The organism is Thermohalobaculum sediminis (genome assembly GCF_023487995.1).
GTDB classification, from domain to species: Bacteria; Pseudomonadota; Alphaproteobacteria; order Rhodobacterales; family Rhodobacteraceae; genus Thermohalobaculum; species Thermohalobaculum sediminis.
Window position 1 is genome coordinate 25,370 of sequence record NZ_JAMFKN010000004.1, and the last position, 13,038, is coordinate 38,407.

Annotated in this window: 12 protein-coding genes; 6 read left to right on the forward strand and 6 right to left on the reverse strand. The window is 70.4% G+C overall.

The features are described from left to right. Positions 1-3 precede the first annotated feature (3 nt). The 6 genes from M1105_RS09870 to uraH all read right to left on the reverse strand — a co-directional run bounded on the left by M1105_RS09870 (position 4) and on the right by uraH (position 7,390). On the reverse strand, positions 4-990 hold the full coding sequence (locus tag M1105_RS09870; protein ID WP_249580197.1) for a 2OG-Fe(II) oxygenase family protein: 987 nt from the start codon (positions 988-990) through the stop codon (positions 4-6). 91 nt (positions 991-1,081) lie between these two features. Further along, positions 1,082-2,386 (reverse strand): guanine deaminase, encoded by a 1,305-nt coding sequence (gene guaD, locus M1105_RS09875; protein ID WP_249580198.1) that lies wholly within the window; start codon positions 2,384-2,386, stop codon positions 1,082-1,084. Then, on the reverse strand, positions 2,383-3,252 hold the full coding sequence (gene xdhC, locus M1105_RS09880) for a xanthine dehydrogenase accessory protein XdhC (RefSeq protein WP_249580199.1): 870 nt from the start codon (positions 3,250-3,252) through the stop codon (positions 2,383-2,385). The genes guaD and xdhC overlap by 4 nt, the downstream gene beginning before the upstream one ends. Next, the gene (xdhB, locus tag M1105_RS09885) at positions 3,245-5,608 is read right to left on the reverse strand and encodes a xanthine dehydrogenase molybdopterin binding subunit (protein WP_249580200.1); all 2,364 of its coding nucleotides are present in this window, start codon (positions 5,606-5,608) and stop codon (positions 3,245-3,247) included. The genes xdhC and xdhB overlap by 8 nt, the downstream gene beginning before the upstream one ends. Continuing rightward, positions 5,608-7,053, reverse strand: coding sequence for a xanthine dehydrogenase small subunit (gene xdhA, locus M1105_RS09890; protein ID WP_249580201.1), 1,446 nt, complete (start codon positions 7,051-7,053; stop codon positions 5,608-5,610). The genes xdhB and xdhA overlap by 1 nt, the downstream gene beginning before the upstream one ends. 4 nt (positions 7,054-7,057) lie before the next feature. Further along, positions 7,058-7,390 carry a hydroxyisourate hydrolase gene (uraH, locus tag M1105_RS09895; protein WP_249580202.1) on the reverse strand — a complete coding sequence of 111 codons (333 nt, stop codon included), beginning with the start codon at positions 7,388-7,390 and terminating at the stop codon, positions 7,058-7,060. A 452-nt stretch (positions 7,391-7,842) separates the two neighbouring features. On the opposite strand from uraH, the gene tssA reads away from it, so the two are divergent. The 6 genes from tssA (at position 7,843) to tssE (ending at position 13,030) form a co-directional block, all read left to right on the forward strand. Further along, the gene (gene tssA, locus M1105_RS09900; protein ID WP_249580203.1) at positions 7,843-8,898 is read left to right on the forward strand and encodes a type VI secretion system protein TssA; all 1,056 of its coding nucleotides are present in this window, start codon (positions 7,843-7,845) and stop codon (positions 8,896-8,898) included. 85 nt (positions 8,899-8,983) lie between these two features. After that, positions 8,984-9,496 carry a type VI secretion system contractile sheath small subunit gene (gene tssB / locus M1105_RS09905; protein ID WP_249580204.1) on the forward strand — a complete coding sequence of 171 codons (513 nt, stop codon included), beginning with the start codon at positions 8,984-8,986 and terminating at the stop codon, positions 9,494-9,496. A 3-nt stretch (positions 9,497-9,499) separates the two neighbouring features. Next, a complete protein-coding gene (gene tssC / locus M1105_RS09910) occupies positions 9,500-10,996 on the forward strand; it encodes a type VI secretion system contractile sheath large subunit (RefSeq protein WP_249580205.1) in 1,497 nt (498 codons plus the stop codon). 81 nt (positions 10,997-11,077) lie between these two features. Further along, positions 11,078-11,611 (forward strand): Hcp family type VI secretion system effector, encoded by a 534-nt coding sequence (locus M1105_RS09915; RefSeq protein WP_249580206.1) that lies wholly within the window; start codon positions 11,078-11,080, stop codon positions 11,609-11,611. 92 nt (positions 11,612-11,703) lie between these two features. Beyond that, positions 11,704-12,540, forward strand: a complete 837-nt coding sequence (locus M1105_RS09920) for a type VI secretion system accessory protein TagJ (protein WP_249580207.1) — start codon at positions 11,704-11,706, stop codon at positions 12,538-12,540. After that, the gene (gene tssE / locus M1105_RS09925; protein WP_249580208.1) at positions 12,533-13,030 is read left to right on the forward strand and encodes a type VI secretion system baseplate subunit TssE; all 498 of its coding nucleotides are present in this window, start codon (positions 12,533-12,535) and stop codon (positions 13,028-13,030) included. The genes M1105_RS09920 and tssE overlap by 8 nt, the downstream gene beginning before the upstream one ends. Positions 13,031-13,038 lie beyond the last annotated feature (8 nt).

Consider the following 13,038-nt stretch of genomic DNA (forward strand, 5'->3'; position numbering starts at 1 on the left):
GGTTCAGGCGGCGCGGTGGCGCTGGACGCCCCGGAATTCGACGAACTTCGACGACCATTCCCACAACTTGTCGCCATAGACGAAGGGCTCGGCGCCCCCGAGGGGCACGATGCGGGCATCGACCGCGGGCTCGAAGAAGAAGGGAATCGAGCAACGCTCCTTCAGGCCGCCCAGCACGCGGTGCTCGGTCGCCTTCACGTGGCCGCCCGACCAGTCGGACAGCATCCGCCCGAAATTGACCGCGAGCCCGCCTGGAATGGGCGGCACGTCGAGCCAGCCGCCATCGGGGCCGCGCGCCTGCAGCCCGCCGGTCGGGTCCTGCCAGAGCAGCGTGACGAAGCCGCTATCGCAATGGGGGGCGCCGACGACCATGCGGGTCTCGCCCTCGACCCGCACGGTGGCGAGGTCGGCGGGCAGAGTGTCGGGCGTGCGCTCGGGGTAGCGGATGAGCCTCAGCGTCGAGATGCCGCGATCGAACAAGGGCTCGAGCGCGCCCGCAGGGGCGCCGAGCCCTTCCGTGAGCGCCCGGCAGAGCGCGCTGCCGAGACGTTCCATCGCTCCGTAATACGCGATCGCATCGGCGCGCCAGCCGGGGAGCGCGGCTTCCGGCGGCAGCGGCGTGGGCTCGGTCAGCGGGTCGGCGCCGTCGCCCGCGCGGGCCGGGTCGATCAGGTCAGGGCCGATGTCGATCCCCTCCTTGCAGGTGGTCTCGCCCTTCTGCACCGGGAAGAGGCCGCGATAGACGTTGCGGTTGCCGGGCACGAATTTCTGGCGCGCGAGGGCGAGCTTGGCGTCGTCCGGCAGCGTGAAGAAGCGCAACAGGCGCGCATGCATGTCGGCGGGCAGGCAGAGCGCATCGCCAACGTCCCCGAGCGTCATGAAACCCGAGCGGGTCGCGGCCCCGGTGATGGCGGCCACGGTCTCGCGCCATTCGGCGTCCGAGGCGGGGGCGATCAGCGGGCGGGCAGGGATGCGGGGGATCTCGGTCATCGCGGGCCTCCGGGCGGGGATGGCTGAACCGCGATCATGCTGGGGCAGGCCGGGCGCCCTGGTCGCCCGGGTTTGCGACAGGCGGCGTCGGTTATCTGACAGGCGCGCGGGGGTTGACGGGGCGGCCCGCCGACCAGACCTGCCCCACGGCGCGGTCGTCGGCCAGCACGATGAGCGCGAACATCAGTTCCGACGGGGTCGTCGCTCGTGCTGTGCGGGCAGCAAGGATGGGGGTGGAGGCAGGGTCGATCAGGATCAGGTCGGCCTCGCGCCCGGCCTCGAGGTTGCCGACATGCGCGCCGAGGCGCAGCGTGCGTGCCGCGCCCTCGGTCGCTAGCCACCAGAGGTGGACGGGCGAGAGCGCCACGCCCCGGCGCTGGCCGATCTCGTAGGCCGCCTTCATGGTGTCGAACATCGAGAAGGACGAGCCGCCACCCACGTCGGTCGCCAGCCCCACCGGGATGCCGAGTTCCTTCAGCCCCGCCACGTCGCATTCGCCCGACCCGAGGAAATGGTTCGAGGTCGGGCAATGCGCGACGCCCGCCCCGGTCCCGGCCAGCGCCGCGCGCTCGCGCGCCGTCAGGTGGATCGCATGGCCGAACACCGCGCCGGGGCCGGCGAGGCCGAAGCGCTGATAGACGCCGAGATAGTCGGCGGCCTCGGGGAACAGCCGCGCCACCCAGTCGATTTCCGCGTGGTTCTCGCTCAGATGCGTTTGCATCAGGCAGTCCGGGTGCTCGGCCCACAGCGCGCCCGCGGCTTCGAGCTGCGCGGGCGTCGAGGTGGGGGCAAAGCGTGGCGTGATGGCGTAGGTCGCGCGGCCCTGCCCGTGCCAGAGGGCGATCAGCGCCCGCGACTCTTCGTAAGCGGCCTGCGCGGTGTCGCGCAGCGCGTCGGGCGCATTGCGGTCCATCATGGTCCGCCCGCCGACGACGCGCAGGCCGCGCGCTTGGGCCTCGCTGAAATAGGCGTCCACCGACGCCGGATGGATGGTGCAGTAGCTCGCGGTCGTGGTGATGCCGTGAGCGAGCGTGAGGTCGAAGAAGGCGCGCGCCACCGTCGCGGCATGGGCGGGGTCGGAGAAGCGCGCTTCCTCGGGGAAAGTATAGGTGTTCAGCCAGTCGAGAAGCTGCGCGCCCCAGGACGCGATGATCCCGGTCTGCGGGTAGTGCAGGTGGCAATCGACGAAGCCGGGCGCGATCACGTGGCCGCCGGAGGTGGTGACTTCCGCGCCGGGATGGGTGGCGATCACTTCGGTGGCCTCGCCCACCGCGGCAATCCGCCCGCCTTCGATGGCCACCGCGCCGTCGTCGAGCCAGCCGAGCGCGGCCTCGGCCCCCTCTGCGAAGGGGTCGGCGCGAAAGCGCAGGACCGGCCCGCGCAGGATGCGGGTCATGCGCCCCTCGCAAGCCGCAGGGCCGCGGCGCGGTCGCGGAGCAGAAGGTCGGCGGCCACCGAGGCCGCGATCACGGCGGGGCGCTTGTCCGAGAGACCCGGCAGGCCAATCGGGCAGGCAAGCCGCGCGATGGCGGCGGGTGGCAGGCCGTGCTCGGCGAGGCGTCGCGCGAAGGTCGCGCGCTTGGTGGTCGAGCCGATGAGGCCCAGATGCCCGAATTCGCCGCGCCTCAGCACCGCCTCGACGATTTCCAGATCGACGGCATGGGAGTGGGTGAGCACCAGGTGGAAGGCGTCCGCGTCGGCGGTCGCGGCTTCGGCCTCGGGCAGCGGCGTGAGGCGGGTCTCGATGCCGGGCGGTACGGGGTCGGGGAACGTGCTGGGGCGGGTCTCGATCCAGACGAGCCGGAACGGCAGGGGGGAAAGCGCCGCGACCAGTGCCTGCCCGACATGGCCCGCGCCGTAGACCACGACCTGACGCGCGCGCCCGGGAGCCGCGAGTTCCGGGCCGCCCGGCCAGAGCACAAACGGGGTGGGCGCGTCGAGGCGGCCTGCGTCCGCCGCATCGAGCCGGGCAAGTGCGAGCGAAAGACGCCCGCCGCAGCACTGGTCGAGCGCGGGGCCGAGCGAAAGCGCGATCTCGGCCCGCGCGCCGGGCGGCTGGCCCAGCATCTCGCGCGCGGCCGCGATGGCGCGGTGCTCGGCGGCCCCGCCGCCGATGGTGCCGAGGGTGCGCGATGGCGTCACGAGCATCGCGGCCCCCGCCTCGCGCGGAGTTGATCCGCGGGCGGAGGCGATCAGGACGAGCACGCCCCTGCCGTCCTCGCGGAGCGCAGCGGCGAGGGTGGCCCGGCCCATGTCAGCCATGGCGCACCCGCTCGACGGCGGCGAGGATGCGCTCGGGTGTCGCGGGGGCGTCGAGCGCGGGATAGGCGCGGTAGTCCCCCGCCGCCGCCACGGCATCCGACAGCGCATGCAGCGCCGAGATCGCAAGCATGAGCGGCGGCTCTCCCACGGCCTTCGAGCGGCGGATGGTCAACTCGCGGTTCATCCCCTTCTCCCACAGCGCCATGTTCAGAACGCGCGGGCGGTCCGAGCAGGCGGGGATCTTGTAGGTCGATGGCGCGTGGGTGCGCAGGCGGCCCGAGCCGTCCCACCACAGTTCCTCCGAGGTGAGCCAGCCCACGCCCTGCACATAGCCGCCCTCGATCTGGCCGAGGTCGATCGCGGGGTTCAGCGAGCGGCCGACATCGTGCAGGATGTCGGCGCGCAGGATTCGGCTCTCGCCCGTCAGGGTGTCGATGGCGGCCTCGGTCACCGCCGCGCCATAGGCGAAGTAGTAGAACGGGCGGCCGCGGGCATTGACGCGGTCCCAGTGGATCTTGGGCGTCGCGTAGAAGCCGGTGGCCGACAGCGGCACGCGGGCGAGATAAGCCTCGCGGATCAACGTCTCCCACGCCACCACCTCGCCGCCCGCGCGGATCGCGCCAGGGAGGAAGTCGATCGCATGTTCGGCCACGACCCAATGGCGCGCGGCGAAGGAGGCGAGGCGCGCCTTCAGCTTGCCGCAGGCGTCCTTGACCGCCATGCCGTTCATGTCCGAGCCCGACGAGGCCGCGGTGGCCGAGGTGTTCGGCACCTTGTCCGTGCGGGTGGCGGTAATCTTCACGCGCTCGAGGTCGAGGCCGAGTTCGGAGGCCGCGACCTGGGCCACCTTGACGAACAGACCCTGGCCCATCTCGGTCCCGCCATGGTTCAGCATGACCGAGCCGTCCTGGTAGGTGTGCACCAGCGCACCCGCCTGGTTGAGGAAGGTGGTGGTGAAGGAAATCCCGAACTTGACGGGCGTGAGCGCAATGCCGCGCTTGATGATCGGGCTTGCGGCATTGGCTTCGCGGATTTCGGCGCGGCGACCTTCGTAACCCGCGCGGGCGGCGAGATCGTCCACGATCTCGGCGATCACGCAGTCCTCGACCTCCATGTGATAGGGGGTCGTGCTGCGCCCGCGCGGGCGGCCCGGCGGGTCGTAGAAGTTGGCGCGCCGCACCTCCAGCGGGTCGCGGCCGAGCGCAAAGGCGATCTCGTCCATCACTCGCTCGATGCCGACCATGCCCTGCGGGCCACCGAAGCCGCGGAAGGCGGTGGCGGATGCCGTGTTGGTCCTGAGCCGGTGCGAGACGATCTCGACCGCCGGCAGGTGATAGCAGTTGTCGGCGTGGAACATCGCCCGGTCGCAGATGGCGTTGGAAAGGTCCAGCGACCAGCCGCAGCGCGCCATCTGGGTGAAGCGGATGCCGTGCAGGCCCCCGGTGTCGTCGAAGCCGGCCTCCCAGTCGATGACGAAGTCGTGCCGCTTGCCGGTCGTCACCATGTCGTCGTCGCGGTCGAGTCGGACCTTCGCCGGGCGCCGCGTGCGGTGGGCGATCAGGGCGGCGGCTGCGGCGGTCTGGTTGCCTTGCGTCTCCTTGCCGCCGAACCCGCCGCCCATGCGGCGCACCTCGACGGTGATGGCGTGCGCGGGCAGGCCGAGGACGTGGGCGACGACGAGCTGGCATTCCGAGGGGTGCTGGTTCGAGGTCAGGATGTGCAGGTCGGCATCCTCGCCCGGCGTGGCGAGCGCGACCTGGCCCTCGAGGTAGAAATGCTCCTGCCCGCCGATCGCAAGGCGGCCAGCGAGGCGGCGCGGCGCTGCGGCGATGGCTGCGTCCGCGTCGCGGCCCTGTGCGTCGGGGCGGGCCATACGGTAGGGCTCGGCCACGCGCGAGCCTGCGGCCATGGCCTCGTCGACGGTCAGGATCGGCGGCTCCTCGGCATATTTCACGCGGGCGAGGCGGGCGGCGCGGCGGGCGGCGTGGCGGGTCTCGGCCGCGACCAGGAACAGCGGCTGGCCGTGGAAATTCACCTCGCCGGATTGGGTGGCTTCGGAGGCCGCAAGGAACACCTCGTCATGGACCACGGGGCCGGTGTCGTTCAGCCCCGGCACGTCGTCGGCGGTCAGCACCGCCACCACGCCGGGGGCCGCGTGGACCGGGGCGAGGTCGAGCGCGGTGACGCGCCCCCGCGCGATGGTGGCGAGCCCGAAGGCGCCGTGCAGCGTGCCCGGCGCCTCGGCCACGTCGTCGGCGTAGAGTGCGCTGCCCGCGACGTGCTTTTCCGCCGAGTCATGGCGGCGCGGCGTGTGGACGCCGTCGCGGACCGCGGGGGAGGGGTCGGGGGCGTCCATCAGACGGGCTCCGGCGCGAGGCGGGTGGCGAGGTCCGGCCGGGTGCGCTCGAGGAAGTCGCGCATCAGCAGGTTCTGCGCGACCTTCAGGCGATAGGCGGCGCTCGCCCGCATGTCGGTGAGGGGGGTGAAGTCGCGGGCGAGGGCGGCTATCGCGGCCTCGACCGTCTCGCGAGTGTAGGGCTGGCCCAGCAGCGCGGTCTCGGCGGCGCGCGCGCGTTTCGGGATGCCCGCCATGCCGCCATAGGCGAGGCGTGCGTGGGTAACGCGGCCGCCTTCGATCCCGATGACGAAGCAGCCGAGCACCGCGGTGATGTCCTGGTCGAAACGCTTCGAGACCTTGTGGCAGGAAAGCGCGGGGCCGCCAGTCGGCACGCGCACCGCCTCGACGATCTCACCCGGCGCACGGTCCTGTTTGCCGTAGTCGAGGAAGAAATCTTCCAGCGCGATCTCGCGCTGCCCGTCGCCCCGGCGAAGGATCAGCCGCGCGCCCAGCGCGATCAGCGCGGGCGGCATGTCGCCGATGGGCGAGCCGTTGGCGATATTGCCGCCGATCGTGCCCATGGCGCGAACCTGCGCGCCGCCAATGCGCGCGATCAGGCGCCCGAGGTCGGGCCAGAGCGCGGCGAGGCGGACATGCGCCTCGGCATAGGTCGCGCCCGCGCCGAGGACGAGCGCGCCCGGCTCCTCGCGGATCTCGCGCAGCGCGGCGACGCGCCCGGTCCAGACGATCGTCGCTGGGTCGAAGTCGCGCTTGGTCACCCACAGGCCGACATCGGTGGCGCCGGACAGGATCGTGGCCTCGGGGTGCCGCGCCGCAAGCGCGGCAAGCGCGTCGAGCGTGTCGGGCGCGAGGAAGCGGCGGCCCTGGGCCGCGTAATCGAGCGGCCCCGCAGACAGGGCCCCGAGCCGCGCGGGCGCTGCAGCCGCGTCGGCGTTGTCCCAATCCGGGCGCGGCAGGTCGTGCGCGGCGCGGGCGGCCGCGACGATGGGGCCGTAGCCGGTGCAGCGGCACAGGTTGCCCGCGAGCAGCGCGTCGGCGCGCTCGGGCGAGGGCGGCCCTTCGGTGTGCCAGGCGCACCACAGGCTCATGACGATGCCGGGCGTGCAGAAGCCGCATTGCGCGCCGTGCCCCTCGGCCATCGCCAGCTGGACCGGGTGCAGGCGGCCATCGGGGGCGGCGAGGCGCTCGACGGTGACGACCTCGCGGCCGTGAACCATGGGCAGGAGTTGGATGCAGGCGCAGACCGGCCGGGTTGCGAGGCGCCCGTCCGGGCCGATCTCGCGCAATCCCACGGTGCAGGCGCCGCAGTCGCCCTCGGCGCAGCCCTCCTTGGTGCCGGTGAGACCCTGCGCGCGCAGCCAGTCGAGCAGCGTGGTCGTGGGTGCGGCGTCGGCCACCGACTGCATCGCGCCGTTGAGGATGAAGCGGATGGCGCCCGGCATTGCCTCAGCTCCCGCGATAGGTCGAGTAGCCGAAGGGCGCGATCAGCAGGGGCACGTGGTAATGCCCGCCCCCATCCTCGATGCGGAAGCGGATCGGCACCTCGTCATAGAAGCAGGCGGCGCCGAAATATGCGCCGACCGCGAAGCTCAACTCGTAGAGCCCCGGCGCGAGCGCCCCGCCCTCCAGCAGCGGCGCATCCGTGCGGCCATCGGCGTTGGTGACCGCCGCGGCCAGCGCCACGCGCCCGTCGGGCCCGATCCGGCAGAGCGTGATCTTCACGCCCGCCGCCGGGCGCCCCATCGCGGTGTCGAGCACATGCGTCGTCAGCCGGCCCATGCCGTTCTCCCCTTGCCCGGATGCCAGTCTAGCAGCCGGGCGGGGGGCGGGTTTCAAGAAAATTCGACGCGCGTCGCAGCCCCCCCACCGATCACGCCCGCGCGAGTTTGGCGGGTCCCATCACCTGGGCCGGACATGACCGCGGTGTCGTCCCCCATCCGGCGCGCCGCGCCGACATCTGATCGGGCGCAGACCGGGCCTTAGCATGTTGCAGAACGCCTTTTCGCCGTCGCCCGCGCGGCGCCGAGGCCACGCCCGGCGTTCCATCCTGTCGACGGGGATATGGTCTTGTGCTCGAAAATGTTCGGGAATCTGCATTCACCAACATTTTATTTTGTGGAGAAATCCGCCGAGTAAGGTTAGCGTCGCTGGCAGCCGGGCGTCGAGCGGGTTCGCGCGGTGACGCAAGGTCAGGGTGGTATTTCGCACCCGGCCAAGCGGCGAGGGGGGTGATGATGATCGACGTCGAGGCATTGCTTCGCGAATTCGATTCCGACGCGCCGAGCGGCGAGGATCTGCAATACGATCCCGATTTCGCCGCGATGGAGCTCGCCGCCCAGCCGGGCGAGGAGCGCCAGATGGGCGACGCGGTCATCGAGGCCGAGGAGCCCGATTATGCCGACGTGATCGAGAAGGCGGTGGCGGTGCTCGACCGCAGCCGCGACCTGCGCGCAGCCGTGATCCTGGCGAATGCCGCGCTGCGCACCGAGGGGCTGACCGGCTTCGAGGAAGTGCTGCGCTATGTGCGTGGCTGCCTCGAAACCTACTGGGACAGCGTGCATCCCCAGCTCGACCCCGAGGACGACGACGACCCCACCATGCGGGTCAACGCCGTGCTGGGGCTGACCGACCAGGGCGGCGTGCTGCGCGCCCTGCGGCTTGCGCCGCTGGCCATGAGCCGCGGGCTGGGGCGCGTCAGCCTGCGCGACATCCAGGTGGCCGAGGGCGAGATCTCGCCCCCCTCGGACATGGAGCGCGTGCCCGACACCGCCTATGTCTCGGCGGTCTTCCAGGACACCGACCCCGACACGCTGGCGGCACTGGCCGAGGCGGCGGGCAAGATCCTCGAGCACGTCAAGGCGATCGGGGCGATCTTCGACGACCGGGTCGGCGCGATGGGGCCCGACATGACGCCGCTCGAGAAGATGGCCTTCGACATCCGCAAGCGGATGCAGACTTATGCCGGCGCTGCCGCGGGCGACGGGGCGGACGACGAGGCCGCGATGGGTGACGGCGAGGACGCGCCGGCGGCGACCGGGCGCGGCGGGCCCGCCGGGGGCGGCGCGCGTGCCGGCGGGGGCGCGATCAACAGCCCCGAGGACGTCATCGCCATGATCGACCGGATCAACGACTATTACGCACGCAACGAGCCGTCGAGCCCGGTGCCGCTGCTGCTCAATCGCGCGCGGCGGCTGGTCTCGGCCGACTTCATGACGATCGTGAAGGACATCGCCTCGGGAGGCCTCGACCAGGTGATGACGATCGGCGGCATAGAGAACGAGTACTGACGAGCCCCGGCAGGGCCGTGAGGCGTGCCGCGACCGCGGGGGCTGCGCCCCGCCGAGCGGTCCCAAGTGGGAGAGGAGCGGAAAGATGGCGTCCAACAGCAGTCAGAAATTCATTGCGCGCAACCGCGCGCCGCGCGTGCAGATCGAATACGACGTCGAGCTTTATGGCGCCGAAAAGAAGGTGCAGTTGCCCTTCGTCATGGGCGTCATGTCGGACCTGAGCGGCAAGTCGGAGACGCCGCTGCCGCCGGTGGCCGACCGCAAGTTCCTCGAGATCGACGTCGACAACTTCGACGACCGGCTCAAGTCGATGAAGCCGCGTGCGGCGTTCTCGGTGCCCAACACGCTGACCGGCGAGGGCAACCTGTCGGTCGACATTACCTTCGAGAGCATGGACGACTTCTCGCCCGCGGCGATCGCGAAGAAGGTCGAGCCGCTGCGCAAGCTGCTGGAGGCGCGCACGCAGCTGTCGAACCTGATGACCTACATGGACGGCAAGACCGGGGCCGAGAACCTGATCGCCAAGGTCATGCAGGATCCCACGCTTCTCAAGGCGCTAGCCTCCGCGCCCGCGCCCGAAGACAAGACCGAGGAGTAAGAGATGGCCGAGACCGAAACCCAGGCCGCTGCCGCCGAAGGCGCGACCGCGTTCGCCGAATCCGACTTCGCGAGCCTCCTGCAGAAGGAGTTCCGGCCGAAATCCGACCAGGCGAAATCCGCGGTCGAGGAGGCGGTAAAGACCCTGGCCCAGCAGGCGCTGGAGAACACCGCGATCATCTCGGACGACGCGCTGCGCTCGATCGAGGGCATCATCGCCCAGATCGACAAGAAGCTGACCGAGCAGATCAACCACATCCTGCACCACGAGGACTTCCAGAAGCTCGAGAGCGCCTGGCGTGGCCTGCATTTCCTGGTGAACAACACCGAAACCGACGAGATGCTGAAGATCCGCGTCCTCAACATCTCGAAGAAGGACCTCTCGAAGACGCTCAAGAAGTTCAAGGGCACGGCCTGGGACCAGTCGCCGCTGTTCAAGAAGCTCTACGAGGAGGAATACGGCCAGTTCGGCGGCGAGCCCTATGGCTGCCTGGTGGGCGACTACCACTTCGACCACAGCCCGCCGGACGTCGAGCTGCTGGGCGAGATGGCGAAGGTCGCGGCCGCGGCGCACGCGCCGTTCATCACCGGGGCCGCGCCCACGCTGTTCCAGATGGACAGCTGGGCCGAGCTCGCCAACCCGCGCGACCTGACCAAGATCTTCCAGACCCCGGAATACGCGCCGTGGCGGAGCCTGCGCGAGAGCGAGGACAGCCGCTATCTGGGCCTCGCCATGCCGCGCTTCCTCGGCCGCTACCCGTATGGAGCCAAGACCGACCCGGTCGAGGAGTTCGCCTTCGAGGAGGACACCGAGGGCGCGGGCTCGGAGAAGTACTGCTGGGTGAACGCGGCCTACGGCATGGCGCGCAACATCACCCGCTCGTTCAAGTCCTATGGCTGGTGCACCCGCATCCGCGGCGTCGAGTCGGGCGGCACGGTGGACGGGCTGCCGACGCACACCTTCCCGACCGATGACGGTGGCGTCGACATGAAGTGCCCGACCGAGATCGCGATCTCGGACCGGCGCGAGGCCGAGCTTGCGAAGAACGGCATGATGCCGCTGATCCACCGCAAGAACTCGGACATGGCAGCCTTCATCGGCGCGCAGTCGCTGCAGAAGCCGGCGGAATACGACGACCCGGACGCGACGGCGAACGCCAACCTCGCGGCGCGGCTGCCGTATCTGTTCGCGACCTGCCGCTTCGCGCACTACCTCAAGTGCATCGTCCGCGACAAGGTCGGCTCGTTCAAGGAGCGCGCCGACATGCAGGAGTGGCTGCAGAACTGGATCAACAACTACGTCGACTTCAACGCAGACACGTCGCCCGAGGAGGTGAAGGCCCGCCACCCGCTGGCCGCCGCCGAAGTCGTCGTCGAGGAGGTCGAGGGCAACCCCGGCTATTACAGCTCGAAGTTCTTCCTGCGTCCCCACTACCAGCTCGAGGGCCTGTCGGTGTCGCTGCGCCTCGTCTCGAAGCTGCCGTCCCAGAAGGGGGGCTGACCCTCGGGGCCGGGGCGCCCGCCGCGCCGGCCCGCGTTTTTCCATCACCAGCGTTCAAACCGTTGAAAAGGAACCCAGACCATGTCCTTCGACGCATTCCTCTACTTCCCCGGCCAGTCGCTCGTGCAGGGCGAGACCCAGGACGACGCGATGTCGGCGCATAAGGCGTTCGAGCTGATCTCGTTCTCGTTCGGTGCCGAGAACAACATCAACATCGGCTCGATCTCGGCCGGCGGCGGCGCCGGCAAGGCGACCTTCAAGGAATTCACCGTCACCAAGAAGACCGACACCGGATCCTGCGGGCTGTTCGCGACGCTGTGCACCGGCAACCACTTCGACGAGGCGATCATCGAGCTGAGGCGCTCGGGCGGCTCGACGACGGCGTCGGGCGCGACCTTCATGAAGTTCCACTTCAAGCTGGTGATGGTGCAGGACATTTCCTGGTCCGGCTCGGACGGCGACGACGTCTGCGAGGAGGAGGTCATCTTCCAGTATGGCGCGATCAAGATCGAGTATTTCACCCAGGGCAAGGACGGCAAGATGACCAAGGCCTCGGGCGGCATGGGCGAGGCCAAGTGGAGCCGCGTCAAGAACAAGGCCGACTACGTGGTCTGAGCGTTCCGCCGGGCGGGTGCGAGGCCGCCCCGCCCGGCGTTTCCTCGCGATGAACGCGGCCCCTTCCGGGCCGCGGCGGCAAGGGGTGGCGTATGCACGCGGAAGAGCTGCTGAAACAGGGTGATCTGTCGGGCGCGCTTGCCGCTCTGCAGGACGCGGTGCGCAAGGCGCCGTCGGACGCGAAGCTGAGGATCTTCCTGTTCCAGCTTCTCACCGTCACGGGCGACTGGAAGCGCGCGGTCACGCAGCTCAAGCTGTGCGCCGAGCTCGACAAGTCGGCGCTGGCGATGGCGCAGACCTATCGCGAGGCGATCATCTGCGAGGTCTACCGCGAGAAGGTCTTTTCGGGCGAGAAATCGCCCCTCGTGTTCGGCGAGCCCCCCGAGTGGCTCGCGCTCCAGATGGAGGCGCTGAAGGTGCTGGCGGCGGGCAGGCCCGCCGAGGCGGCAGACCTGCGCGCCCGCGCCTTCGACGTGGCTCCGGCGATCCCCGGCACGATCAACGGCACGCCCTTCGAGTGGATCGCGGACGCCGACATGCGGCTGGGCCCGGTGCTCGAGATCATCGTGAACGGGCGCTATTTCTGGGCGCCGTTCGGCGCGATCCACAAGCTGGAGATCGACCCGCCCACCGACCTGCGCGACCGCGTCTGGACGCCCGCGCATGTCGTCTGGTCGAATGGCGGCGACGCGGTGGCGCTGATCCCGACGCGCTATCCGGGCACCACAGCAACCACCGACGACGCGCTGAGGCTTGCCCGCATGACCACCTGGGAGGACGCGGGCGCCGAGACCTATGTCGGCCTCGGCGGGCGGCTCCTGGCGACCGATGCGGGCGACACCGCACTGATGGACCTTCGCGAACTCGTCATCGGGGACGCGCCCGAGAGCGCCGCAACGGACGCCGCGGGCGAGGGCGCAGATGGTTGACAAGACGCTGTCCGAGAAGCTCCAGCCGTCGCTGCTCGACCGGCTCACCGACGACGCCCCCGGCGAGAAGCAGGAGGCGCGCGACGCGCGCGTGATCGACATCCGGCGGCTGCGCGAGATCATCCAGCGCGACCTCGCCTGGCTGCTGAACACCGGCAATCTCGAGAGCGCGCACGACCTGAAGACCTTTCGCGAGGTCGCGGCCTCGACCGTCAACTACGGCTTGCCGGACGTCACCGGCAAGGTGTCGAATGCCCAGCGCGCGGTCGAGATCCGCCAGGCGATCCGGCGCGCGATCGAGGTGTTCGAGCCGCGCATCCTGCCGGGCACGCTGAGCGTCGAAGTGCATCAGGAGAAGGTCGGGCAGGGCGCCGTGATCTCGTTCGACATCCACGGCGATGTCTGGGCGCAGCCGCTCCCGCTCGAGCTCTACCTGCGGACGGCGCTCGATGTCACGACCGGCGAAGTCACGGTCTCCCGCCAGGGCTGAGGGGAGCC